Source organism: Umezawaea sp. (assembly GCF_036375055.1).
Taxonomy (GTDB): Bacteria; Actinomycetota; Actinomycetes; order Mycobacteriales; family Pseudonocardiaceae; genus Umezawaea.
The window spans coordinates 1-24,282 of record NZ_DASUSQ010000129.1 but is presented as its reverse complement, the minus strand read 5'-3'; the positions used below and the strand labels follow the sequence as shown (position 1 = coordinate 24,282).

The 24,282-nt window shown below is 73.0% G+C and carries 21 protein-coding genes; 11 read left to right on the top strand and 10 right to left on the bottom strand.

Annotated features, from left to right (window positions below):
- The first annotated feature begins 2 nt into the window (after positions 1 to 2).
- The 4 genes from VFZ92_RS32260 to VFZ92_RS32245 are packed head-to-tail and all read left to right on the top strand — an operon-like array spanning position 3 to position 3,762.
- Complete coding sequence (locus VFZ92_RS32260; RefSeq protein WP_330879910.1) at positions 3 to 803, top strand: SAM-dependent methyltransferase; 801 nt, start codon at positions 3 to 5, stop codon at positions 801 to 803.
- Between the two features lie 60 nt (positions 804 to 863).
- Entirely contained in the window at positions 864 to 1,643 is a 780-nt protein-coding gene (locus VFZ92_RS32255) for an enoyl-CoA hydratase/isomerase family protein (RefSeq protein ID WP_330879908.1), read from the top strand.
- A gap of 49 nt (positions 1,644 to 1,692) precedes the next feature.
- The gene (locus tag VFZ92_RS32250) at positions 1,693 to 2,601 is read left to right on the top strand and encodes a class I SAM-dependent methyltransferase (protein ID WP_330879906.1); all 909 of its coding nucleotides are present in this window, start codon (positions 1,693 to 1,695) and stop codon (positions 2,599 to 2,601) included.
- Positions 2,602 to 3,762, top strand: a complete 1,161-nt coding sequence (locus tag VFZ92_RS32245) for a THUMP-like domain-containing protein (RefSeq protein WP_330879904.1) — start codon at positions 2,602 to 2,604, stop codon at positions 3,760 to 3,762. It abuts the gene before it with no gap.
- Here VFZ92_RS32245 and VFZ92_RS32240 read toward each other — a convergent pair.
- From VFZ92_RS32240 to aroB, 3 genes are read right to left on the bottom strand one after another with little or no spacing between them, the layout of a single operon-like run.
- The gene (locus VFZ92_RS32240; protein WP_330879902.1) at positions 3,759 to 4,832 is read right to left on the bottom strand and encodes a sugar phosphate nucleotidyltransferase; all 1,074 of its coding nucleotides are present in this window, start codon (positions 4,830 to 4,832) and stop codon (positions 3,759 to 3,761) included. The two genes, VFZ92_RS32245 and VFZ92_RS32240, sit on opposite strands and share 4 nt — an antisense overlap.
- Positions 4,832 to 6,718, bottom strand: a complete 1,887-nt coding sequence (locus tag VFZ92_RS32235) for a TIM barrel protein (RefSeq protein WP_330879900.1) — start codon at positions 6,716 to 6,718, stop codon at positions 4,832 to 4,834. Before VFZ92_RS32235 ends, VFZ92_RS32240 begins: the two co-directional genes overlap by 1 nt.
- Positions 6,715 to 7,863, bottom strand: coding sequence for a 3-dehydroquinate synthase (gene aroB / locus VFZ92_RS32230; RefSeq protein WP_330879898.1), 1,149 nt, complete (start codon positions 7,861 to 7,863; stop codon positions 6,715 to 6,717). Before aroB ends, VFZ92_RS32235 begins: the two co-directional genes overlap by 4 nt.
- 156 nt (positions 7,864 to 8,019) lie before the next feature.
- Between aroB and VFZ92_RS32225 the strand changes: the two genes are divergently transcribed.
- From VFZ92_RS32225 to VFZ92_RS32205, 5 genes are read left to right on the top strand one after another with little or no spacing between them, the layout of a single operon-like run.
- On the top strand, positions 8,020 to 9,156 hold the full coding sequence (locus VFZ92_RS32225) for an MFS transporter (protein ID WP_330879896.1): 1,137 nt from the start codon (positions 8,020 to 8,022) through the stop codon (positions 9,154 to 9,156).
- Positions 9,153 to 10,043: an SDR family oxidoreductase gene (locus VFZ92_RS32220; protein WP_330879894.1), complete on the top strand. Its 891-nt coding sequence runs from the start codon at positions 9,153 to 9,155 to the stop codon at positions 10,041 to 10,043. The genes VFZ92_RS32225 and VFZ92_RS32220 overlap by 4 nt, the downstream gene beginning before the upstream one ends.
- A gap of 6 nt (positions 10,044 to 10,049) precedes the next feature.
- Positions 10,050 to 11,474 (top strand): trehalose-6-phosphate synthase, encoded by a 1,425-nt coding sequence (locus VFZ92_RS32215; RefSeq protein WP_330879892.1) that lies wholly within the window; start codon positions 10,050 to 10,052, stop codon positions 11,472 to 11,474.
- A complete protein-coding gene (locus VFZ92_RS32210; RefSeq protein WP_330879890.1) occupies positions 11,474 to 12,763 on the top strand; it encodes an aspartate aminotransferase family protein in 1,290 nt (429 codons plus the stop codon). Before VFZ92_RS32215 ends, VFZ92_RS32210 begins: the two co-directional genes overlap by 1 nt.
- Complete coding sequence (locus VFZ92_RS32205) at positions 12,739 to 13,713, top strand: alcohol dehydrogenase catalytic domain-containing protein (RefSeq protein ID WP_330879888.1); 975 nt, start codon at positions 12,739 to 12,741, stop codon at positions 13,711 to 13,713. Before VFZ92_RS32210 ends, VFZ92_RS32205 begins: the two co-directional genes overlap by 25 nt.
- Here the strand turns inward: VFZ92_RS32205 and VFZ92_RS32200 are convergent.
- The 5 genes from VFZ92_RS32200 to VFZ92_RS32180 form a co-directional block, all read right to left on the bottom strand.
- Positions 13,710 to 14,465, bottom strand: a complete 756-nt coding sequence (locus VFZ92_RS32200; protein ID WP_330879886.1) for a RibD family protein — start codon at positions 14,463 to 14,465, stop codon at positions 13,710 to 13,712. The two genes, VFZ92_RS32205 and VFZ92_RS32200, sit on opposite strands and share 4 nt — an antisense overlap.
- A 34-nt stretch (positions 14,466 to 14,499) precedes the next feature.
- On the bottom strand, positions 14,500 to 15,132 hold the full coding sequence (locus tag VFZ92_RS32195) for an HAD-IA family hydrolase (protein WP_330879884.1): 633 nt from the start codon (positions 15,130 to 15,132) through the stop codon (positions 14,500 to 14,502).
- 101 nt (positions 15,133 to 15,233) lie between these two features.
- Entirely contained in the window at positions 15,234 to 18,524 is a 3,291-nt protein-coding gene (locus VFZ92_RS32190; protein ID WP_330879883.1) for a GH92 family glycosyl hydrolase, read from the bottom strand.
- A 58-nt stretch (positions 18,525 to 18,582) separates the two neighbouring features.
- Positions 18,583 to 19,563, bottom strand: a complete 981-nt coding sequence (locus VFZ92_RS32185; protein ID WP_330879882.1) for a pyridoxal-phosphate dependent enzyme — start codon at positions 19,561 to 19,563, stop codon at positions 18,583 to 18,585.
- Complete coding sequence (locus tag VFZ92_RS32180; protein WP_330879879.1) at positions 19,560 to 20,669, bottom strand: M20/M25/M40 family metallo-hydrolase; 1,110 nt, start codon at positions 20,667 to 20,669, stop codon at positions 19,560 to 19,562. The genes VFZ92_RS32185 and VFZ92_RS32180 overlap by 4 nt, the downstream gene beginning before the upstream one ends.
- 75 nt (positions 20,670 to 20,744) lie before the next feature.
- On the opposite strand from VFZ92_RS32180, the gene VFZ92_RS32175 reads away from it, so the two are divergent.
- On the top strand, positions 20,745 to 21,635 hold the full coding sequence (locus tag VFZ92_RS32175) for a LysR family transcriptional regulator (protein WP_330879877.1): 891 nt from the start codon (positions 20,745 to 20,747) through the stop codon (positions 21,633 to 21,635).
- Complete coding sequence (locus tag VFZ92_RS32170; protein WP_330879875.1) at positions 21,632 to 22,375, top strand: acyltransferase; 744 nt, start codon at positions 21,632 to 21,634, stop codon at positions 22,373 to 22,375. Before VFZ92_RS32175 ends, VFZ92_RS32170 begins: the two co-directional genes overlap by 4 nt.
- Before the next feature lie 8 nt (positions 22,376 to 22,383).
- On the opposite strand, the gene VFZ92_RS32165 is transcribed toward VFZ92_RS32170, so the two are convergent.
- Both VFZ92_RS32165 and VFZ92_RS32160 read right to left on the bottom strand, forming a co-directional pair.
- On the bottom strand, positions 22,384 to 23,466 hold the full coding sequence (locus VFZ92_RS32165) for an ABC transporter ATP-binding protein (protein WP_330879873.1): 1,083 nt from the start codon (positions 23,464 to 23,466) through the stop codon (positions 22,384 to 22,386).
- Positions 23,467 to 23,472: 6 nt separating this feature from the next.
- The coding region (locus VFZ92_RS32160; RefSeq protein ID WP_330879871.1) for an ABC transporter permease at positions 23,473 to 24,282 on the bottom strand (810 nt) is incomplete at its 5' end.

Below are 24,282 nucleotides of genomic sequence, written 5' to 3'. Positions count from 1 at the left end.
CGGTGGTCGACCCCGAGGTGCGGGTGCCGCCGATCGTCGACCTGACCAAACCGAACGACGCGCGGGTCTACGACTACCTGCTCGGCGGCGCGCACAACTTCGCCGTCGACCGCGAGCTGGCCAAGCAGGCCGTGGCCGCGATGCCGATCATCCGGCAGGTGGCGCTGGCCAACCGCGCGTTCCTGCACCGGGTGGTGCGGGTGTGCGTGCACGCGGGCGTCCGGCAGTTCCTCGACCTCGGGTCGGGCATCCCCGGCGTCGGCAACGTGCACGAGGTCGCGCAGGCCATCGACCCCCGCTGCAAGGTCGCCTACGTCGACCTGGACCCGGTGGTGCACGCCCACGGCCAGCTGATCCTCGCGGACACGCCGAACACGGCGCTGATCAACGCCGACCTGCTGGACGCGCCCGCGGTGCTGGGTCACGGCGCGGTGCGCGGGCTGCTGGACTTCGACGAGCCGATCGCCGTGCTGGCGCTGCTGTCGCTGCACTTCGTGCCGGACGACCGCGACCCGGAGGGCGCGCTGGCCGCGTACCGGGACGCCGTCCCGGTCGGCAGCCTGCTCGCGCTGAGCCACCCGACGCCGGACCCGACGTTCGAGGGTCTGGACGAGGCGGTGGACCTGTTCGAGCAGGAGTACCTGGCGCCCGCGATCCGCGGCTACGACCGGTTCCTGCGGTTCTTCGACGGGTTCGAGCTGCTGGAGCCCGGCATCACGACGCTGACGCACTGGCGGCCCGACCGCGAGGGCGCCGAGGAGGTGCCCGTCCACGGCGGGCTCGGAGTCAAGTCGAGCCGGTGACTACCGGGCGGTAACCTGCCTGCTGTCCGGCAGTGCTGAAGACCTGGTCGAGGAGGACCTGTGGCTGAGTTCGTCACGCTGGAAGTCGACGGCGGCATCGGCACCATCCGGTTGGCCCGCCCGCCGATGAACGCGCTGAACAAGCAGGTCCAGGACGAGGTCCAGGCCGCCGCGCGGGAGGCGACCGAGCGCTCGGACGTGTACTCGGTGATCGTCCACGGCGGCGAGAAGGTGTTCGCCGCGGGCGCGGACGTCAAGGAGTTCGCGACGATGACGCACGCGGAGATCACCGCCCGCGCGTGGTCGCTGTCGTCGGCGCTGGGCTCGGTCGCGGACATCCCGAAGCCGACGGTCGCGGCCATCACCGGCTACGCGCTGGGCGGCGGCTTCGAGATCGCCCTCGGCTGCGACCGGCGGATCGCGGGCGACAACGCGAAGCTCGGCCAGCCCGAGATCCTGCTGGGCATCATCCCCGGCGGTGGCGGCACGCAGCGCCTCGCGCGGCTGATCGGTCCGAGCAGGACGAAGGACCTGATCTACACGGGCCGGTTCGTCACGGCCCAGGAGGCGCTCGCCATCGGCATGGTGGACGAGGTCGTCGCACCCGACGACGTGTACTCGGCGGCGCAGCGGTGGGCGGGCCAGTTCGTCAACGGCCCCGTCCTCGCCTACGCCGCGGCGAAGGCCGCCATCGACGGCGGCCTGGACACCGACCTGACCAGCGGTCTGAAGCTGGAGAGCCACCTGTTCGCCGCGCTGTTCGCCACCGAGGACCGCGCGGTCGGCATGAAGTCGTTCATCGAGAACGGTCCCGGAAAGGCCAACTTCAGTGGCAAGTGACCCCGCTTCCCCCGATCCGACACCACAGCCCCACGCGACCGTCGAGCAGATGGAGGCGGCGTGGAAGGACCCCAAGCTCGCCAACGTGCTCTACCACGACTGGGAAGCCGGTACGTACGACGAGAAGTGGTCCATCTCCTACGACGAGCGCTGCATCACCTACGCCACGGACCGCTTCCGCGCGGTCTCGGGCGGGGTCGGTCCGTACGAGACCGCCCTGGAGCTGGGCTGCGGCACGGGCTTCTTCCTGCTGAACCTGATGCAGGGCGGTGTGATCAAGAAGGGTTCGGTGACGGACCTGTCGCCGGGCATGGTCGAGGTCGCGCTCCGCAACGCCGAGAACCTGGGCCTGCCGGTCGACGGCCGCGTGGCCGACGCCGAGCGGATCCCGTACGACGACAACACGTTCGACCTCGTCATCGGGCACGCGGTGCTGCACCACATCCCGGACGTCGAGGCGGCGATGCGGGAGGTCCAGCGGGTCCTCAAGCCCGGTGGGCGCTTCGTGTTCGCGGGCGACCCGACGAACATCGGCAACTTCTACGCCCGCAAGCTGGGCCAGCTCACCTGGTGGCTCACCACGAACGTCACCAAGGTGCCCGTGCTCACCGACTGGCGCCGCCCGCAGGAGGAGCTGGACGAGTCCTCCCGCGCCGCGGCCCTCGAAGCGGTGGTGGACCTGCACACGTTCGACCCCGGTGACCTGGAGCGCACGGCTCGCGCGGCGGGCGCCCGCGAGGTCAGGGCGGTGACGGAGGAGCTGTCGGCCGCGCTGTTCGGCTGGCCCGTCCGCACCTTCGAGGCCGCCGTGCCGAAGGGCAAGCTGGGCTTCGGCTGGGCGATGTTCGCCTACCGGAGCTGGCAGCGGCTGTCGTGGCTGGACGAGAACGTGCTCGCCAAGGTGCTGCCGCGCGAGGTGTTCTACAACGTCTCGATCACCGGTCGCAAGCCCCTCTAGGTGGGCTACCGGTTCTCCCTCGCCGACGTGGCGCACCTGCGTTCCGACGCCGGGTGCGCCGCGGTGGCCGAGGTGGCGGAACTGCCGCTGACCGACCGGCTGGCCGCCGTGACGGCCGCGCGCCGGATCGCGGGCGACGGGTTCGCGGCGGTGCTGGAAACGGTGCTGCTGCGCCGGAAGGCCGAGGCCAAGATCGACGGCTCGGGCGGCTGGCTGTTCACCGACGACGCCCTCCAGCAGGCCACGGCCTCACCGGTCGGACGGCACCGGGCGGCGCGGTTCGCCGGTCGCGTCGTGCACGACGTGACGTGCTCGATCGGCGCGGACCTCGTGGAGCTGGCGCGCGTGGCCGACCGGTGCGTCGGCTCCGACCTGGACCCCGTGCGGCTGGCGATGGCGCGGAACAACTGCGGGCCGTCCCAGCCGCTGCTGCGGGCGGACGCCCTGACCCGCGTGTCACGGGCCTCCGCCGTCACGGCCGACCCGGCCCGCCGGGACTCGGCCGGGCGGCGGACGTGGAAGCCGTCGGACTTCCTGCCCCCGCTGGACGAACTCGCCGACACCTACGCGGGCGTGGACCTGGCCGTGAAGTGCGCGCCGGGCATCGACTTCGCCGTGGCCCCGTGGGCCGACGAGGTCGAGCTGGTGTCGCTGGACGGCGGGGTGCGCGAGGCGTGCCTGTGGACGCGCGGGCTCGCCACGCCGGGTGTGACCAGGCGGGCGACCGTGCTGCGCCAGGGCAGTCCGGAGTGGACGATCACCGACGCCGAGCCGGACGACTGCCCGGTGCGCGCACCCGGTGAGTGGATCGTCGACCCGGACGGCGCGGTCGTGCGGGCCGGACTGGTCCGGCACTACGCCGCGCGCCACGGGCTCGGCCAGCTCGACGAGCGGATCGCCTACCTGACCGGGGACGAGCCGCCGCCGGGCATCCGGGCGTTCCGCGTCGTCGAGCACGGGCACTACGCGGAGAAGTCGCTGCGCGCCGTGCTGCGCAAGCACGACGTCGGACGGCTGGAGATCCTGGTGCGCGGCCTCGACGTCGACCCGAACGCGCTCCGGCGCAGGCTGAAGCTGTCCGGCGCGGCCGAGGCCACGGTCGTGCTGACCAGGATCGGCAGCGGCCCCGTCGCGATCCTCTGCCGCGCCGAACGGACCTAGGGCTCCAGTTCCCCGATCCCGGACCGGGACGTCGTCAGGTGCTCGTCCGCCTCCACGACGGTGTCGCGCACCTCGACGCCCGCGGCGACAACGGCGCCCGGCAGCACGACCGACCGGTGCACCACCGCTCCCGGCTCGACCACGCAGCCGGGGAACAGCACGCTGCCCCGCACGTCGGCCCCCGCGGGCAGGTCGCCCGCCACGAGGTTGCCGCCGATCCGCCGGGGCGCCGGACCACCGAGGGTGTTGGGTGCCCGCAGCGCCTCCGGGTGGTCGATCAGCCCGAGCTGGCCCGAGTGGTAGCGCTCGACCGTGCCGATGTCGGCCCAGTAGCCGGTGACCGGGTGGGCGAGCACCTTGCGGCCGGTGGCGATCATGGCGGGCAGCACGTCGCGGCTGATGTCGTGCTGCCACCCGTCCACGCCCAGCGCCGCCAGCTCGTCCAGCACCTTCACCAGAGCGTCGACGCGGAACAGGCAGAACGCGGTGAAGACCAGGTCCGACGTGGGGTTCGGCGGCTTCTCCACCAGCCGCCGCACGGTCAGGTCGTCGTTCACCTCGACCATGCCGAACAGCGTGACGTACCGGCGTTCGATGGCCTGCACGCCGATCGTCACGTCGGCGCCGCTCTCGCGGTGCGCGGCCAGCATCGGCCCGTAGTCGTAGGAGTAGACGTGGTCCGCGTGCTGCACCAGCAGGTCGCGGGCGCCCGGCGCGAACAGGTGCTCCGCGTTGGAGATCAGCGCGTCGGCCGTGCCCAGCTCCGGCGCGCGCTCCGGCAGCGGACCGGTGAACGACGGGTCGCGCACGAGGTCGTCGTGCGGTCCGAAGTGGACCTTCAGCGCCGTGCCGTCCCAGCTCCGCAGCAGGTGGTCGATGAGGTCGCGCTCGCGGTGCAGCGACATCAGCACCAGCTCGGGGATGCCGGACCGCAGCGCGTTGTCCACGCTGAAGTCGACCAGCCTGCACGAGGCCGCGTAGGGGACGAGGGGTTTGCACGTCCTCGCGGTGAGCGTCCCCATGCGCTCGCCGAGCCCGCCGGCCAGCAGCGCGGCCCTGACGTCGTCCATCACCACGTCCTCCCCTGCGGTTCGCGTTCCGGGAGCAGCGGGCGCAGCAGCCGCACCGAGTTGGCGACGCTCTGCTGCCTGGGCAGCAGCGCGTCCTCGTGCTCGACGTACAGCACGCCGCGGAAGCCCTCGTCGAGCAGCGCGGCGACCACGCCCGGCCACGGCAGGTCACCGGAACCCAGCGAGCGGAACCGGATCGCCGGACCTGGCCCGTAGCGGGACCAGCCCGCGCCGGTCGGCCGGTCGGTCCCGGTCCAGCGCTGGAGGTCCTTGGCGTGCGCGGCCCCGAGCCGGGTACCCCAGCCGCGCACGACCGACACCGGGTCGTAGCCGACCGCCGCGAGGTTCGCGACGTCCAGGCACAGGTCCACGTCGGCCGCGTCCAGCAGGGCCCGCGTGCTCTCCGGGTCGTAGGCCACCTGCTTCGGGTGCGGTTCCACGAGCACCCGCACCCCGTGCTCCCGCGCCAGCTCCAGCACCGGCTCGGCCGCCTCGACCCACGCCCGCACGTTGTCGGCCCAGGAGACGTCGCTGTGCCACCAGGACAGCCACCGCGACAGGTCGGGGACGCCGAACATCAGCCGCGCCTGGCGCGCGCCGAGGTCGGCGGCGATCCGGATCGCGTGCTCCGCGTGCCGCAGCGCGTGCGCCCGCTTCTCGTCCGGCGGCCCGGTCAGCACCGGATCGGTGTGCGGGCCGTGCGGCCCCAGCAGGAGCTGGGTGTCGCGGCTGTTGCTGACGCACGTCACGGCCAGGCCCGCCACGGCCTCGCGCAGCTCGGACCGGTACTCCGCGTCGGCCGCCCAGCGGTCGGCGTCCACCAGCCCCGACGTGGTGTCGGTGGGCAGGTCGACCGCGTCCACGCCGCTCGTGCGAGCCGCGTCCAGCGCGTCGGACAGGCTCCCGCCGCCCCACGCGGCCAGGCACAGCCCGAGCGCGACGGGCCCGGTGGTCGTGGCGGGCACCGCCACCGCGGAGCGCGGGGGAGCGGCCAGCTCCAGCGTCCACGCGCAGTCGTCCAGCGCCCAGTCCGGCACGCCGGCCGTCAGCGCGGCCTCGATCGTCGCGTTCGGATCGGTCACGGCGACGACCTCGCCCAGCACCTCGCCGCGGAACTCCGTCAGGAACTCCGGGCAGCCGAGGAACACACCGCCCCCGGCCGCCACGGTCCACTCGCCCTCGAGGCCCGCCGCCGCGGCGGCGGCACGAACCCCGAGACCGAGTTCGCCGATCGCGGCGGTGACCAGGTCGCCCGCCACGGCGTCGTCGTCCAGCCACGCCCGGCACACCACGGGTGCCAGCGCGGCCACGGCCGCCTTCGGGAACGCCCGCCGCGCGAGGTCCCGCGCGGTCGCCACCCCGAAGTGCTTCGTCAGCACCGTGTCCGGTCCCCGGCCGTCGAGCGCGCGCACGGCGGCGCGCAGCCCGGACAGGCCGAGGTCGTACGCGCTGCCCTCGTCGCTGCCGAGGTACTCGCAGCTCCCGACCCGCACGGCGGGGGAGCGGCCGTCGCTCGCCAGGAAGCCGGAACCGGTGCCGCACACGACCGCGACACCCCGCCCGGACAGCGGCGGGGCCACCAGCCACGGCAGGGCGTCGTTGGACACGACGAGCCGCCCGCGCAGGCCCGCCCGTTCGGCGGTCCGGCGCAGGCGTTCCAGCTCCGACCCCGGATCACGGGGGTCCACCGTGGCCGTGGCGATCCAGCCCTCACCGGCCCGGCCGCCCAGCGAGGCGGCCAGGTCGGTGAACACGGTCCGCAGCACGGCGTCCGCCGCCTCGGTGCCGCTCGCCGCCGGGTTGACCGACCCGTACCGGCGCCTGCCGCCGGGGCCGGTCGTCGCGGTCCCGGTCCCGCCGGCGTCAATGGTCCACAGCGGGCTCACAGCCGCTCCCTCGTCAGCGCCTCCCGCACCTCGGCGGAGGTGACGTCCTCCACGATGGCCGTCGTGCCCAGCTCCACCGGTAGCACGAACCGCAGGCTGCCGTCCCGGATCTGGCGGATCTTCGCCAGCGCCCCGAGGACGTCGTCGACGTCGACCTCGACCCCGAGGTCCGCCAGCGAGACGGGCAGTCCGAGCTTCCTGATCAGCGCCACCACCCGGTCGGCCGTCGCCGGGTCGACCACCCCGCGCGACCTGGCCACGTCGACCGCGACCGCCATGCCGAACGCGACGGCCTCGCCGTGCAGCACCGGGCCGTAGTCCGTCACGGTCTCCACGGCGTGGCCGACGGTGTGGCCGAAGTTCAGGGGTCTGCGCAGGTCCACCTCGTACGGGTCCCGGCCCACCAGTTCGGTCTTGATGGCGCTGGCGGCGTGCACCAGCACGTCCACCGCGGGCGAGCGGCACTCGACCAGGTCGTCCACGTTCCGCTCGATGTGCTCGAACAGCGCGGGCGAGGCGATCACGGCCTTCTTCACCACCTCGGCGAGCCCGGCCCTCGCCTGCCTGCGGTCCAGGGTCCCCAGGTACTCCAGGCAGGAGATGACCGCCCGCGGCTGGTAGAACGCGCCGACCAGGTTCTTGGCCTGGCTGTGGTCGACGGCGACCTTGCCGCCGATGCCCGCGTCCACCTGGCCCAGCAGCGTGGTCGGCATGTTCACGTACGGCACGCCGCGCATGTAGGCGCTCGCCACCCAGCCGACGGTGTCCGCGATGACGCCACCACCCAGTGCGACCACGACGTCGCGTCGGGCGAAACCTATCTGCGCCAACCAGTCCATCAGCTCGAACGCCGTGGTGGCCGTCTTGCTCTTCTCGCCGCTGGGGATGGACGTCGTGCCCAGGAGCTGGTCGTTCGCCCGCAGCGCCTCGACCACCCGGCCCGCGTGCAGCTCGGCCACGACGTGGTCGGTGATCACGACGGCCCGCCGACCGTCCAGTTCGGCCAGCAGTGTGGCGATCGCACTGTCCACGTCGGGCACCACGTCGATCCGGTAGGCGTCTTCGCGGGTCACCTCGACCCGCACGACGGAAGGCCCGCCGGGCAAGGGGATTCGATCGGTGACCAAGTAGTCGCGACTGTCCATCTGTCTCCTTTCGGGGATCACCCGATAGGCGTCGGTTGGCAGCTCGTCCATCTCGGAGTTACGTTGGGTTCACAAACACTGAACCCAACGTAACCCAATCAGTGAGGGGAGACAGTGTTGGCAAGTCCGCCGCCACCCCGTCCGAACACCAGTGGATTGATCTTCGCGGCCACGAGCTGGGGACTGTTCTGGGGAGGCTGGGCCGGGCTCCTGCCCGAGGTCAAGGACCAGATCGACGCCACCGACTCGGAGTTCGGACTCGCCCTCTTCGGCATCCCGTTCGGCGCTCTGCCCGCCATGGTCATCACCGGAAAACTCGTGTCTCGATTGCGCGAAAGGGCACTGCCGCTTGTACTTTTGGCCTTCGCCGTGGCGTGCGCGCTGCCGGGGTGGACGTACTCGCCGGTGACGTTCGCGGCCTCCCTCGTCTTGATTGGTGCGACGTCCGGGGCCATCGAGGTCGCCCTCAACGCGACCACCGCCGCGCACGAGGCGCGGGACGGCGTCAGGCTCTTCAACAAGGTCCACGCCGCCACCCCGCTCGCGATGGTGGTCGCCGCGCCCTCGGTCGGGCTCGCCCGGCAACTGGGGGCGTCGTCGCGGGAAGTCCTGCTGGTCATCGCCGTGCTGGTCCTGGTGAGCGCCTACCTCGCGGTCGACCGGTCCGGCTGGCGTTCGCAGTCCACTTCGGACTCCACGGTCCGCGCGCGGACCCTGACGCCCCTTTTGGTCTCCTTCGGCCTCGTCGCGGCGATCGTCCTCTTCATGGAGAACGCCGTGGAGCAGTGGGGTGCGATCCACCTGGAGCAGAACCTCGGCGCGGGTCCGCTGCTCGGCAGCGCCGCCCCCGCCGCGTACATGATCGGCCTGGCCGGTGGTCGGATGCTCGCCCAGTGGCAGGGAGAACGCTTCTCCGGCCTCACGGTGGTGGTGTTCGGCAGCGTCCTGGGCGCGTTCGGCCTGGTGCTGGCGGTGGTCACCGAACCGGCCGGTCTGCCCGCCGCGTTCGCGCTCGCCGGGTTCGCGCTGGCGGGGGTCGGGCTGGCACCCGCGGTGCCGACGCTGCTGGGCATGGCGGGCAAGTCCACCGACGACGCGGGCAGGCCCGCCGCGATCACCACCGTCACCACGATCTCCTACCTGGGCTTCCTCGGCAGCCCGCCGCTCGTCGGCCTGCTGGCCGCGAGCTGGGGGCTGTCCACCGCGTTCGCCGTGATCGCGGCGGGCGGCGTGGTGGTCGCCGTCGCCACCGCGCTGCTGCGCGTCCCGAAGCCCGAAGGAGTCGCCGGGTGAGGGCGCTGGTCGTCGGCAGCGGGTTCCTCGGCGCGGCGGTCGGGGCTCGGCTGCGCGCCCTCGACGTGGACCCCGTGGTGGCGTCCCGGCACCGGCCCGCCACGGCCACCTCGCGGGGCCTGCCGTGGCGGGAGCTGGACGTGCGCGACCCCGACGCCTGCCGCGAGGTCGTCGCCGACACGGACGCGCTGGTCGTCGTGCACGGCCCGTCGGACATCACCTGGTGCGAGCGGAACCCGGCCGAGACGGAGGCCGCGCACGCCGGTGGGGCGGCGAACGTCGCCGCCGCCTCCGACGGCCGTCCGGTGCTGCTGATCTCGACCGACAACGTCTTCGACGGCACCCGCCCCAGCAGCGCCGAGACCGACGAGGTCTCGCCCGCGAACGCCTACGGCAGGGCGAAGCTGGCGGCCGAGCGGACGCTGCTCGACACCGGGTCCGCGCTGGCGCTGCGGGTGAGCCTGGTCTACGGCTGGGAACCCGACGGCATCCGGCCGAACTTCTTCACCACCTGCGTCCGGTCGCTGCGCGACGGCAGCGGCGTCGACGTGCCGGACGACCACTGGAACACCCCGGTGCTGGTCGACGACGTGGCCGCGTGGACGGCGGCGCTGCTGCTCGCGGGCCGCACCGGGCTGCTGCACCTGGGCGGGCCCGAGCGGCTGACCCGGTACGCGTGGGCGCGGCGGATCGCGCTCGCGATCGGCGCGGACCCGGCGCTGGTGCGCTCCCAGCCCAGGGCCGAGGGGCACTACGCCAGCCGCCCGGTCAACGCCTGCCTGCACAGCACGAGGGCGCACGAACTCCCCGAACTGGCCGCTCTCGCTCCGCTGGGGGTGGACGCCGGAGCGGTCGTCCTGACCGAGAACGACGTCGTGGAGGACTGAGGACCGATGAGCAAGCACCTGTTCCTGGCCAGCAAGCGCGCGGTCGTCACGTACGCGCCCGACCCCGAGACCGGACTGCTCAAGGCGTGGCTGGCTCCCGGCGGCACCGGCAACGTCGTCGCCGAGCAGGCGGGCTACCTCGACGTGTCGTGGATCGTCAGCGCCGACACCGACGACGACCACCTCGCCTCCGAGCAGAACCCGGACGGGATCGTCACCGAACTCCCGTCCGGCCGCGAGATCACCGTGCACCCGCTGCGGCACGACCGCGAGACGTTCCGGGTCGTGCAGGACTTCCTCACCGCCGAACTCCTGTGGGCGGGCAACAACTACGGCTGGGACAAGTGGACGACGCCGACGTTCGGCGAGGAGACCCGGCAGGCGTGGCGGGCGTTCGACGAGTTCACCGAGGACTACGCCCGCGAGCTGCTGGCCCGCTCCGCCGACGTGGCCGACCCCGTCTACCTGGTGCACGACTACCAGCTCGTCCGCGTGCCCGCGCGGATCAGGGCGCGGCGGCCGGACGCGCCCATCCTGCACTTCGTGCACATCCCGTGGCCGTCGGCGGACTACTGGCGCATCCTGCCCAAGCCGATGCGCACGGGCATCATCGAGGGGATGCTCGCCTCCGACGTGATCGGCTTCTTCGCCGACCGCTGGTCGCGCAACTTCCTGGCGTGCGTGGAGGACCTGTTCCCGGACGCCGTGGTCGACCACGCCGCGAGCACCGTCACGTGGCGCGGCCGGACCTGCCGGGTGCGCACGCAGGTGCTCGGCTACAGCCCGGAGACGTTGCACCGCAGGAACTCCACCATGCCGGAGGGCATCGAGGAGTGGGCCGGTGACCACCGGCTGGTCGTCCACTCCGGACGCACGGACCCGATCAAGAACGGCTGGCGCGCGGTGCGGGCGTTCGTCGAGGCGGTCAAGGCGAACCCGGAACTCGCGGGCACGCGGATGCTGGTGCGGATGAACCCCAACCGCCTCTACGTCGAGGCGAACTCCGACTACGTGCGCCGGGTGGAGGAGGAGGTGGCCGCCGCCAACGCCGCACTGGGCGAGGACACCGTGCGCACCCACTGCGACAACGAGGTCAACCACAGCTTCGGCTGCTTCGAGCGGGCCGACCTGCTCGTCTTCAACTCCACCGTGGACGGCCAGAACCTGAGCGTGTTCGAGGCCCCGCTGGTCAACCGGCGGGACGCCGACGTGATCATGTCGGAGATGCTGGGCGCGGCCGAGGTGCTCTCGGAGGTGTGCCGCTCGGTCAACCCGTTCGACGTGTCCGAGCAGGCCGAGGCCATCGCGGCGGCCCTGCTGGCGTCGCCGGAGGAGCGGGCCGCGTCGGCGTCGAGGCGCCGCGAGGCCGCCGAACCGTGGACGCTGGAGCGCTGGGTCGACACCCAGCTCGGCAGCCTGGGCCTGCGCTGATGCACCCGGTCACCGGGGTCAACCCGAAGGACGACGCCTACTACGAGCTGGGCGACGTGCGGCTGGTGCGCGGCGAGGGCGTCCGCATGTGGGACTCCGAGGGGCGCGAGTACCTGGACTGCGTGTCGGGCACGTTCAACCTGGTGCTGGGGCACAACCACCCCGCCGTGATCGCGGCGATCAAGGGCCAGGCCGACGACCTGGTGTTCGCCAGCTCGTCGTTCCAGACCGACCCGACGAACCGGGTGATGCGGCAGCTGGTCGAGCTGACCCCGCCCAACCTCACGAAGGTCAACCTGCGCAGCTCCGGCGGGTCGACGGCGAACGAGGGCGCGATCAAGATCGCCCAGTGGCACACCGGGAAGCGGGACGTCATCGTCCCGTTCCGCGGGCACGTCGGGCAGACCGTCGCCGCCGCAGGGTGGAACGGCTCGGCGCGCATCCGGGCCCCGTTCCAGCAGCACATGCCGGGCGCGCTGCACGTGCCCGACCCGTACTGCCACCGCTGCTTCTACGCCCAGCGACCGGACAGCTGCGGGAAGCTGTGCGTCGACCGCATCGACGACTTCATCACCTACGCGTCGACCGGCAGCGTGGCCGCGATGATCATCGAGCCGATCAGCGGCGTCGGCGGCAACGTCGTCCCGCCACCGGGCTACCTCCAGCGGCTCAAGGAGTTCTGCGTCGAGCGGGACATCGTGCTGATCTTCGACGAGAACCAGACGGGCCTCGGCCGCACCGGCTCGCTGTTCGCCGCCGACCACTTCGGCGTGGCACCGAACATGATCACGGTCTCGAAGGGCCTCACCGGCAGCGGCCTGCCGCTCGCGGCGATCATCACCGAGGAGGACCTCGTCGGGATGCCGCGCAACCTGCACGGCTTCACCTACGGCAGCCACACGCTGTCCGCGGCCGCCGCCGTGGTGACGCTGGACATCGTGAAGCAGCCCGAGTTCCTGGCCAACGTCCGCGCCACCGGGCAGGTGCTCCTCGACCGGCTCACGGAGTTGAGGGAGCGCTTCGACCTCCTGGACGACGTCCGCGGCGTCGGGCTCATGCTCGGCGTCGAACTGGCCGAACCGGACGGGTCGAAGTCGCCCCGGCTGGCGACGGCGCTCAGCGCCGCCCTCGGCGACCTCGGGGTGATCACGCGGGTGTCCGAGCACGGCCTCGGCAACGTGATCGAGCTGCGGCCACCGCTGGTCCTCACCGTCGACGACGCCCACCTGATCGCCGACCGGTTCGCCGAAGCCCTGGAGACCGTGTGGACCAGCTCGCCGTCGCGCTGACCGCCGAAGGCCCCCGCCTGGTCCACGAACCGCCCGCGCGCGACGGGACGCCCGGCGTCCTGGTGCGCACCGAGCTGATGGGCGTGTGCCGCTCGGACCTCAAGGAGATCACCGGCGTGCGCGGCGGGCCGAGCCAGTTCGGCCACGAACTCGTCGGCGTGGTCGAGGACGGCGTCCTGCCCGTCGGCACGCGGGTCTGCCTCGACCCCAACGTCCCCGTCCGCAGGGGCAGCGGCTTCGCCCGCGCGCTCTGGGTGTCGGGCACCGAGGAGGACCTGGTCCGCGCGCTGCCCCGCGTGCCGGACGGGGTCGGCGCGCGGACGCTGGTGTTCGCCGAGCCCGCCGCGTGCGCCGCGCACTGCGTGGCGATGGCCGAACGGCACGCGGGTGCCCCGCCGCGCACGGTCACCGTGCTCGGCGCGGGCGTGGCGGGCGTGCTGATCGCCGGGCTGATGGACCTCGCGGGCGCGCGCGTGGCGCTGCGCAACCGGGGCCGCGACCGGCTGGACTTCCTGGCCGAACGGGGCGTGCTGCCCTCGGCGGTCGGTCGTGACGTCGAGCCGGACAGCCAGGACGTCGTGGTGGTCGCGACCAGCTTCGTGTTCCCGGACCTGCTGCGCGACGCGCTGGGCCTCGTGCGGCCCGGTGGGGTCGTGATGCTCTACGGCGGCACGAAGGCCGGTGACCGCCTGCCCGACCTCGACTGCGACCTCGACGCGGTGCGGCGCCGGGAGTCCGCGTGGCTCGCGGGCTGGCACGGCAAACCGGTCGTCGTCGGCGGCAGCTACGGCACCGGCCCCGCCGACTTCCCCCGTGCCGTGGCGGCGCTGGCGGGCGGCCTCGTCGTGGAGCCGCTGGTGACCGGTGAGGTGGCGCTGGCCGACCTGCCCGCGGAACTGGACCGGCTCGCCACCGACCGCGTGCTGGGCAAGGTGCTCGTGCGGCCCTAGGACCGGTCGACCTCGTGGTGGGTCCGGATGGTGCCGTGCTCGCCGACCTCGGCGGTCACCAGCCGCAGCCGCACCGGGGTCGCGCCGGGGGCGAGCGGTGGTCCGTCCACGACCGACGGCGTGCCGAGACCGCCCACCAGGGCGGGGACGGTGACGACGTGCAGCTCGTCGACGAGGTCCGCCCGCAGCAGCGCGCCGTTGAGGCCGCCGCCCGCCTCGGAGACGACGCACTCGACACCCAGCCGGTCGCGGAACGCGGTCAGCGCGGCGGCCAGGTCGACCCGGTCGTCACCCGCGACGAGGTACGGGATCGCCTCCCGGCGCAGGTGCGCGAGGTAGGGCAGCGGCGTGCTCCGGCAGGTGACGACCAGCAGGCTCGTCTCCGCGTCCCCCTTGTGGGTCCACGGAACCCGGCCCCGGCCGTCGACCACGGCGAACCACCGCGGCGTGCGGTGCGGGAGGAAGTCCGTCCGCAGCTCCTCGGCGGGCACCGACGTCGCGGGCAGCTCGCACGGGCCGTCGTCGTCGGCCACGAAGGTGCCGCTGCCCTCCAGCACGAGCGTCGGGCGGTGGCGGTCGACGGCCTCCGCCCGCCGGGCCAGCAGGTCGGCGGTGTCCGGCGGCCAGACGGCCCGCCACCGCCGGTTCGCGTCGTCGTCGAGCAGCCGCTCCGCGCGGCTGGGGGCGACCCGTCCGTCGGCGGTCGTGACGACCGAGACGACGACGCGGGGGCGGGTGCTGGTGCTGGGCATGGCGCGGACGGTAGCGCCGAACGGGTCCGCCCCGTCAGCGCTGGGCCAGCTCCAGCACCGCCACCAGACCGCGGTCGCGGGTCGCCGACCGCTCGCTGGGCAGCAGGTAGACCGGCATCCCGGCCCGCACGGCCGCGCCGTCCTTGACCGGGTCGTCGCCGACGTAGAGCACCGACCCCGGCTCCAGCCCGAGCTTGTCGCACGCCAGCGCGAACAGCGCGGGGTCGGGCTTCTCCACGCCGTGCTCGCACGACAGCACCACGGTGTCCAGCACGTCCAGCACGCCCGCGTCGGCCAGCGCGGGCCTGATGTCCCAGCCGATGTTGCTCACCACGCCGACGCGCACGCCGCGCTCGTGCAGCGCCGTGACCACCCGCGCGGTGTCGGGGTACGGCGTCCACGCCGCCGGGTCGGTGAGCGCCCGGTAGATCGCGCCGACGACCTCGGTGCTGTACGGACCCGCCTCGGCGATCAGGGTCGTCCACACGGCCCGGTGGCGCTCGCGGGACACGTCGCAGCCGCGGCGGGCCTCGATCCCCTCCGGGGAGTCCACGACGGACAGCACCCGCGTGATCGTGTCGTCGCCGATGGTCGCGCGAGCCGGGTCGAGCACGGACTTGTCGTCGAACAGGGTGCCGGAGAAGTCGAACAGGACTCCGCTGAACACGATGACGGCCTCCACTCGGTTTACCGGTGGGCTGCCCGGAACGCCACCCGTCGCAAACCGGTGGTCGGGGCGGAGTTTCCCGCCCCGACCACCGGTCCCGCCTACGCGGAGGCGATGGCGAACACGTGCAGGCCTCCGTTCGTGGGCAGTTCCACGCTCTTGAGCACCTTGCCCTCGGGCGCCGTGTACGTCCTCGTGGCGAAGATGTGGGTCACCACCTGCTCGCTGCCGCCGCCGATCTGGTTGCGGTACGGCGTCTTGGCCACGACGACGTTGCCGTAGGACGGGTTCTGCGAGCCGCCGCCGAGGGTCCAGTCGCTGAACCCGAGGTCGATCGGCGCGGTCGTGCCGTCGGTGAAGGTCACCGTGCCCGCCGCCGTGCGCGCGCCGCCCGCCGCCGCTCCGAGGAACGCGAGCCTCGTGCCGCCCACGTCGATGTCCTGCCCGGCGGCGACCACGTTGTCCGCGCGGTCCTCCGGCGAGTTCGGCCAGGTGAACGCGAGTCCGTCCACCGTGCCCGCACCGCCGGGGGTGAGCCCGGCCGCGGCGAGCGCCTGCCGCGAGTAGCTGTACCCGCCGCCGTCGAAGTCGGCCTCCTCCGAGCCCTTGTCGTCGGACACGCCGATGTTGTCCACCGCGGCCAGCATGCTGCCCGGCTCGGCCACCTTCACCGTCAGCGGCAGCACCACGGGCTCGGCGCCGGCGACGGTCACCGTGGCCGTGGCGGAGTAGAAGCCCTGCGGGGTGCCCGCCGCGGTGGAGACGGTGAACTTCGCGCCGGTGTCGTCGATCGGCACCGCGCCGCTCGACGGCGTGAAGACCAGCGCGCTGTCACCGGTGATCGCGTAGCCGACGGCGGGGTCCCCGTCGTAGAGCCGCTTCGCCAGCACGGCCGCCTCGATCGACCCGCCGGGCGCGAGCGTCGGGCTGGTCGGCGACACGGTCAGGTGGAACGGCTGGCTGTGGTCGATCGGCTGCTCGCCGTCGCGGAACGACGGTGGCGCGTCGGCCGGGTTCGAGCCCCACGCGGTGTTCGCGGTCGTGCCGAGCACGTAGTCGAGCCTGCCGCCGTTCCGCACGAACGACTCCGGCAGCCACGGCTTCGTGGACGCCCTGCCGTTCACCTTGAGCGACCGCACGTACGGCGCGTCGGCAGCGGCCCGCGGGGCCGTGATGGTGATGTCCCTGCCGCCGTCCCGGTCGACCTCGATCCTCGGGAACAGCGGGCTGCCGAGCACGAGTTCGGCGCGCGAGGGCACCAGCGGGTACATGCCCATCGCCGCGAACACGTACCACGACGACATCGCGCCGAGGTCGTCGTTGCCGGGGATGCCGCCGGTCTTGTCGCCCCACAGGGTGTTCACCGCCTGGCGGATCGTCTGCTGCGCCTTGTGCGGCTGACCGGTGTAGGAGTAGAGCCACGGCGAGCCGATCGACGGCTCGTTGTCGAGCGCCGCCTTGTCCGGGCCCGCGTTGCTCAACGCCCAGCTGCCGTCCGCCTGGTGGAAGAAGGTGTCCAGCCGCTGGTTGAACCGGTCCCGGCCGCCCATCGACTCGACCAGCCCGGCCACGTTGTGCGGCACCATCCACGTGTACTGGGCGCTGGTGCCCTCGACGAACCCGTTCTCCGTGCCGGGCGCGAAGTCGCGCACCCACGTGCCGTCGGCGTTGCGGTTGCGGACGTACCCGCCGGTGCCGTGCGCGACCGGGTCGAAGTTGTTCTGCCACCACTGGGAGCGCTCGGCGAACACCGCCGCGGTCGCCGGGTCGCCCACGTCCTTCGCGAGTTCGGACAGGGCGAAGTCGGCCGTGGACATCTCCAGCGTCTCGGCCGCGCCGCCCCAGGCGTTCGACACCGACGGCATGTAGTGCTTGTCCAGGTACTTGTCCAGCGACGGGCGCTGGCCGACCGACATGACCGCCCAGCCGTCGCGGCTCAGGTCCAGCGCCGTCGGCACGGTCGCGGCCTTGACCAGCGACGTCAGCGTCGACCGCACGTCGAAGTCGGTGCCGCCGAAGGCGTGGATGCCCGCGAGCGCGGGGGCGGACGGGTCGCCGTTCATCACGTGCGTGCCGCCGGAGGCGTGCGTCCACCGGTCCCAGACGCCGCCGTTCTGGTCGGCCTGGTTGAGCAGCGACCGCGCGATGTCCGAGCCGACGTCCGGCTCCAGCAGCGTGAGGAGCTGGAGCTGCGAGCGGTAGACGTCCCAGCCGGAGAAGGTGCCGTACTGGACCTCCTGCCCGCCGGACACCCGGTGCTTCTCGCCGTCCACGCCCCGGTACTCGCCGTTGACGTCGCTGAAGACGTTCGGGTGCAGCAGGGAGTGGTAGAGCGCGGTGTAGAACGTGGTCCGCTGATCGGCCGTGCCGCCGCCGACCCGGATGCGCCTGAGCTGCTCGTTCCACGCCTCCACCGCGCCGTCGCGGGTCTTCTCGTACGTCTGCCGCGGCGGGTTCTCCGCCTTCAGGTTCGCTTTGGCGTTGTCCAGGCTCACGTAGGAGATGCCGACCTTGACGTTCGTGGTCGGGCTCTTCGCCGTGTCGAACCCGATGTAGGCGCCGGACCCCTTGCCCACCAGCGGCCACCCGGCCGTGCCGTAGGTCGTCGCGCCGGTCGACGTGGTCGAGCCGGGCGTGACGACGTCGTCCTGCCACGTGCCGACCGACGTGAACGGCTGGTCGAACTGGGCGACGAAGTGCAGCGTGTAGTAGCTGCGCCTACCGACCTGGTTGATGTAGCCGCAGAAGTTGCCGCTGGTCACGGAGCCGGTGACGGTGCGCGTCGCCGCGTCGACGGTCACGTCCGACGCGGTGCTGCCGACCTCGGAGTTGGCCGTGCGGATCAGCACCGTGCCGGGCTCGTCGGCCGGGAACGTGAACCGCCCCGACCCGGTGCGCTGCGTCGCGGTCAGCTCCGCCTTCGCGCCCGAGTCGAGGCCGACGGTGTAGTGGCCCGCCTTGGCGACCTCGTTCTCGTGCTTGAACGTGCTGGAGTACACCGCGTCCGTGCCGTCGGAGGCGGGGGAGGTCGTCACCGCGCCGACGTGCGGGAAGAAGGGGATGTCGCCGGAGCCGCCCGCGCACCCGGTGCCGGACATGTGCGTCAGGCTGAACCCGCGCACCCTGTTCACGTCGTGGTGGTAGCCGCCCGGCGCCGCGGCGCGGGTGGCGTTGCCCCTGGACAGCTCCGGGCTCCACGCCAGCATGCCGAACGGCGCCACCGCACCGGGGAAGGTGTTGCCGAGGTTCGTCGTACCGATCAGGGGGTTGACGAGGGACGCGGGGTCTTCGGCCAGGGCCGCGGGGTCGCCGAGCGCGGCGGGAGCCGAGCAGACGCCCAGCACGAGCGTGGCCACGGCCACGGCGGTGGTCAGGACACCTCTTCGCTGCATGGACGCGGACCATACCCACGGTCACCGGTCAGCTCCAGACGGTGAGGGATTCTTGTCGTCAAGCGGACAAGGCCCTGGCGTAGGCGTCCGGGTCCGACGCTCCCTCCGTCGCCACGCAGAGCACCGAACGGCCCGGCGCGCCGCCCGCCCGCCACGCCGCCAGCGTCGCCGCCCCGCAGTCGCCGATGGTCAGCCCCGCGACCGCCAGGTCGCGCATCGCCCGCGCCGCTTGGACGTCCGTCACCGTGATCGTCCCGGTCAGACCGTGCAGCAGCGTCGGCCACGCCACCGCCGACGGCGTCGCGCAGTCCATGCCCGCCATGGTCGTGCCGGGCGTGTCCACGGCGGCCATCCGGCCCACGACGATCGACGCGGTCACGCACGCCGCGGTGGCCGGTTCGACCGCGACGACGGCCGTTCCCGGTCGCTCGTGGACGGCCCACCGCACCGCGGCCGCCGCCAGCGACCCGACCCCCGTCGGCACCAGCAGCACGTCCGCCGGCACGTCGATCTCCCGGAACAGGGTCGAGTAGCCGTCGATGACCCACTCGGGCGGGCCGGTGGCGGGCTCCAGCGCCGTGTCCGCGAGCAGCGCGGCGCCCGGCTCGGCCGCGTGCCGCTCCGCCAGCGCGACGGCGGCGTTGTAGTCGCCGTCCACCCGCACCACGTCCGCGCCCTCGGCGGCGATCAGGTCGGCCCGGCTCGCGCTCGTGACGACGGGCAGGTAGACCCGGCAGCCGAGCCCGCGCTGCGCCGCCACGCGGGCGACCGCGCGCCCGTGGTTGCCCGCGCTGGCCGTGACCAGCACGCGGGTGTCCGGGTGGGCGCGCACCGTGCGCTCGACCGCCCAGGACGCGCCGAGGATCTTGAACGCGGGCAGGCCGAACCGGTTCGACTCGTCCTTCAGCCGCACCCCGTCGACCGTGCGGATCGGCGAGGGCCGGTAGCCCGGCATCCCGCGGTGGAACGCCTGCACCTCCGGACCGGCGGGCGGCGGCACCGCGTCGGGGCGGAAGTGCGGGTTGGGCGTGAACGTCATCGGCAGAAGCCCTTCGCGGTGGCGAGGAGCGCGCGGGCGCACTCGACCGTCCCCCCGAGACCGACCCACTCGACCCCGGCGTGCGCGCCGTCGCCGGGAGGTCCGAAGAGGACGGTGGGGATGCCTGCCGCCGCGAGGAACGCCGAGTCGGCCCAGTAGGACGCGCCCGCCAGCTCCGCGGGCCTGCCCAGCGCCGCGCCGACCGCGGCCACCACCTCACCGACGAACCCGTGCTCCTCGTCGATCTCGAACGGCTCGCGCGACAGCGTGGTGCGGCTGGTCGCCGTCACGTCGCACGACGCCAGCAGGTCGGCGACGTCGCGTTCCACGTCGGCCACCGACTCGCCGGGCAGGGTGCGGCGCTCGATCGTCAGGACGCACAGGTCGGGCACGGTGGACTCCTCCCGGCCGCCGGTGATCAGCGACGCGTGCAGTGTGCCCGGTCCGAGCCTCGGGTGCTCGCGGGAGCGGAGCCGCTCGTTGAGCCGGTCCAGCGCCACCAGCACGGGACCGGTCCTGAGGATCGCGTCCTCGCCCAGGTGCGGGCGCGACCCGTGGGCGGCCTTGCCGACGACCCGGATCTCGGTCCAGACGAAGCCCTTGTGGGCGGTGACGACGGTCAGTTCGGTCGGCTCGCACACGATCGCGCCGTCGGCGGTGAGCCGGTCGAGCACCTGCTGGACGCCGAGGCTGGAGTGCTCCTCGTCGGACACCGCGGCCACCACCACCTCGCCGCCGATCCCGGCGCGGTCGGCTTCCCGGCACGCGATCAGCGCGGCGGCCAGCCCGGCCTTCATGTCGTAGGCGCCGCGGCCGTACAACCGGTCGCCGTCGACCCGCGCGCCCAACGGCTCGGCGTGCCCGACCGTGTCGAGGTGCCCGCACAGCAGCAGCGTCCTCCCCGTCCCGGTCCGGTTGGACCGCACGACCACGCTCGGCCGTCCCGGCGTCTCCTCGACGACCTCCACCCGCAGCCCGGCCCGCCGCGCCCAGTCCGCGACGAACCCCGCGATCTCACCCTCGCCCGCCGCGCCGGGGACCAGCGACGGGTTCACCGAGTCGATCTCCACCAGCCGGGCCACCAGGTCCACCACGTCTTGTTCCACACGTCCGATCCTGTTGGGCTTTCCGGTTAAGCACAAGCAATGGCTACTTCGCCACGGGTAAGCGATGCTTATCTGGTGGACCCCCGCCTGCTTGCCACCCTGGAAGCGGTCGTGCGCACCGGCTCGTTCGCCGCGGCGGCGGCCGAACTCGGCTACAGCGCCCCCGCGGTGTCCCAGCAGATCGCCGACCTGGAACGCCGAATAGGCCTCCGCGTGCTGGAACGCCGCCCCGTCCGCCCCACCCAGGCGGGCCAGGTCCTGCTGGAAGCCGAACTCCGCCTGCGCGCCGTGCTGGCCACCGCCGCCGTGGAGCTGGACGCCGTCCGCGACGGCAGCACCGGCCAGATCCGCCTGGGCGCGTTCGCCTCAGCCGCCGCCCACGTCGTCCCCGGCGCGCTGGCCCGCCTCGCGGGCGTGCCCATCGCCCTCTGCCAGGTCGAGACCGACGCCGCCTACACGGCCCTGGCACGCGGCGACCTGGACCTGGCCCTCACGTTCGACTACGCCCAGGACCCGACGCCGCTGCCCGCGGGCTTGCGCCGCAGGCTGGTCGTCCGCGAACCGGTGCTGGCCGTGCTGGCCGCCGACCACCCGCTGGCGTCCCGCCCGACCGTCGACCTGGCCGACCTGGCGGGCGACACCTGGGTGGCCGCCCCGCAGGCGTGCCTGCGCCTGGACGTCGTCCGCGAGTTGGCCGCAGTCCGCCCGGAGCTGCGCTTCGAGGGCGACGACTTCCACACCGTCATCGGCTTGGTGGAGGCAGGCCTGTGCGTCGCCCTGCTGCCCCGCCTGTCCCTGCGGCACTCGGCGGCGGCCGTGGTGGCCCGCCCCTTGACGGGCACCCCGCTGACCCGCGACGTGTACGCGACCAGGCTGGACACCAGGCGCACACCGCAGGTCGTCCTCACCCTGGAACGCCTGCTCCACGAGGAGGCAGCCCGCATCGACTACGGTCCTCTGCTGTGACCAGCATGTGGGGCTCGCCCGTAGCCGCGAAGTGGAGCCGTTCCCGCCGTGACCCGGCCCAGGTCCGGTTCCTGACGTTGGCGTCGCTGCGGTGGGTGCTCCGCCACCGCGCCTACACGCCCTGGTACCTGGTCCGGTACTGGCGCCTGCTGAAGTTCCGGGTCGCCAACCCGCACATCGTGCTGCGCGGCATGGTGTTCCTCGGCAAGAAGGTCGACATCCACTGCCGCCCCGGCTACGGGCGGCTGGAGATCGGCCGCTGGGTGCACATCGGCGACGGCAACGCGATCCGCTGCCACGAGGGCTCGCTGCGCATCGGCGACAAGGCCGTCTTCGGCAAGGACAACACCGTCAACTGCTACCTGGACGTCGAGATCGGCGCCGCCACCCTGGTCGCCGACTGGGTCTACATCTGCGACTTCGACCACGTGACGGCCGACATCACCCTGCCGATCAAGGACCAGGGGATCGTGAAGTCGCCGGTGCGCATCGGCCCGGACACCTGGCTGGGCACGAAGGTCACGATCACCCGCGGCAGCGTCATCGGCCGCGGGTGCGTCGTCGGCGCGCACGCCGTGGTGCGCGGTGAGGTGGCGGACTACAAGATCGCGGTGGGCATCCCGGCACGGGTGGTGCGGGACCGGCGCGAGGACTACGAGGCGGACGCGGTCCGCCGCGCGGCCGTGCGGGACATGGCCCGCAAGGCGGCCGAGGCGCTGGAGAAGGCCAAGAAGGCCTAGAGCCGCCCCTACCCGCGCGGCAGCAGGTAGGCCCGTGACGGGTCGACGTCCAGGCCCACCTTCGTCCCCTCCACCAGGAGCTGGTCCACGTCCGGGTCGGCCACCGAGACGAGCACGGTCCCGTGGTCCGTCTCCACCTCGTAGTCCACACCCGCCCCCAGGTACACCGCGCTGCGCACGATCCCGGTCCCGTTCTCGAACGTGGGCGTGACCGACACCGACTCCGGGCGGATCATCAGCACCGCCCCGCTCCCGGCCCCCCGGTGCGCGGCCACCACCAGTTCCCGCCCGAACACCTCCACGCGGGCCCGCTCGTCCCGCACCACGGCGTCGGGGACGGGGAGGAACGTCGCGCGCCCGATGAAGTTGCCCACGAACACCGACGCGGGCCGCGTGTAGACCTCGGCGGGCGCGGCGACCTGCTCGACGCGGCCCGCGTTCATCACCACGACCCGGTCGGACAGGCTCATCGCCTCGGCCTGGTCGTGCGTGACGTACAGGCTGGTGATGCCCATCCGCCGTTGCAGCAGCCGGATCTCCCGCCGCATCTGCTCCCGGAACTTCGCGTCCAGGTTGGACAGCGGCTCGTCGAACAGCAGCACGGACGGCCGCACCACCATCGCCCTGGCGAGCGCGACCCGCTGCTGCTGGCCGCCGGAGAGCTGGTGCGGGAACCGCTCGCCGAGCCCGGTGAGGTTCATGCTCGTCAACGCGATCTCGACGGCCTCCTCCAGCCGTTCGCGGCGGGTGCGGGCGATGCGCAGCCCGTAGGCGACGTTCTCGAACACCGACAGGTGCGGGAACAGGGCGTAGCTCTGGAACACCATCGCCATCGGCCGCTTGTTCGGCGGCAGCGGGAGCACGTCGGCGCCGTCCACCGACACACCGCCCGAGGTGGGGGTCTCGAACCCCGCGACCATCCGCAGGGTCGTGGTCTTCCCGCAGCCGGACGGGCCGAGCAGGGTCAGGAACTCGCCCGCCCGGACGTCCAGGCTGACCCCGTCCACGGCGGGGCGGGCGGTGGGATCGGTGTTCTCGTAGCGCTTCACGAGGTCGGTGAGCACGACGTGGCCCGCGTGGTGGTCGGCCATGGCCGTCTACTCCTTCACGGCGCCCACGAGCACGGGCGCGTCGGGGATCGGGGTGGCGCGTGCCGGTCGCCGGTCGCGCAGGGCCAGGCGCACCAGGCCGATCAGCGCGAGCACGATGGCCATCAGCACGCAGCAGTAGGCGAACGCGTTGCCGAACCGGCCCGCGTCGACCTCGGCGAGGATCTGCGAGGCCATGATCTTGGTGTCGGGGGTCGTGAGGAACACGATCGGCGACAGGGTCGTCATGGAGCGGGCGATGGCGAACGTCAGGCCCGCCAGCAGCGCGGGCCGGATCAGCGGCAGCGTGACCCGGCGGAACGTGGTCGAGTCGTCGGCCCCGAGGCTCGCCGACGCCTCGTCGATCGACGGGTGGATCTGGTGCAGGGAGCCCACCCCCGCCCGGACGGCCGCGGGCAGGCTGCGGACGACCAGCACGACCACGATCCCGGCCGCACCCCCGAGAACGGCCGCCCCGCCGACCAGCGACGGGATCACCACCACCCCGCCGAGCAGGTTCTCCGAGCGGAACGCCAGCACGAAGCCGATCCCGAGCACGGTGCCGGGCACAGCGACGCCGAGCATCGCGACGAAGTCGAGCACGGGCCCGAACCGCGGCAGCTTCCGGACGACCAGGTAGGCGATCAGCACCCCGAGGAGCCCGGCCAGGGGAGCGGCGACCACCGCCATCGCGGTCGTGTCGACCATGGCCTCCGAGCCGATGCCGAAGAGCACGAAGTCGAAGTGCGCCAGCGTGAACGCGTTGTTCACGCCCGGCACGGCGGTGAACGCCCCGAACAGGATGGTGGCGTAGACGAG

Coding starts and splice junctions, on each gene's coding strand:
- VFZ92_RS32250 (WP_330879906.1), top strand. CDS start 1,693: ATGGAGGCGGCGTGGAAGGACCCCAAGCTCGCCAACGTGCTCTACCAC.
- VFZ92_RS32240 (WP_330879902.1), bottom strand. CDS start 4,832: ATGGACGACGTCAGGGCCGCGCTGCTGGCCGGCGGGCTCGGCGAGCGC.
- aroB (WP_330879898.1), bottom strand. CDS start 7,863: ATGGACAGTCGCGACTACTTGGTCACCGATCGAATCCCCTTGCCCGGC.
- VFZ92_RS32215 (WP_330879892.1), top strand. CDS start 10,050: ATGAGCAAGCACCTGTTCCTGGCCAGCAAGCGCGCGGTCGTCACGTAC.
- VFZ92_RS32210 (WP_330879890.1), top strand. CDS start 11,474: ATGCACCCGGTCACCGGGGTCAACCCGAAGGACGACGCCTACTACGAG.
- VFZ92_RS32200 (WP_330879886.1), bottom strand. CDS start 14,465: ATGCCCAGCACCAGCACCCGCCCCCGCGTCGTCGTCTCGGTCGTCACG.
- VFZ92_RS32190 (WP_330879883.1), bottom strand. CDS start 18,524: ATGCAGCGAAGAGGTGTCCTGACCACCGCCGTGGCCGTGGCCACGCTC.
- VFZ92_RS32185 (WP_330879882.1), bottom strand. CDS start 19,563: ATGACGTTCACGCCCAACCCGCACTTCCGCCCCGACGCGGTGCCGCCG.
- VFZ92_RS32165 (WP_330879873.1), bottom strand. CDS start 23,466: ATGGCCGACCACCACGCGGGCCACGTCGTGCTCACCGACCTCGTGAAG.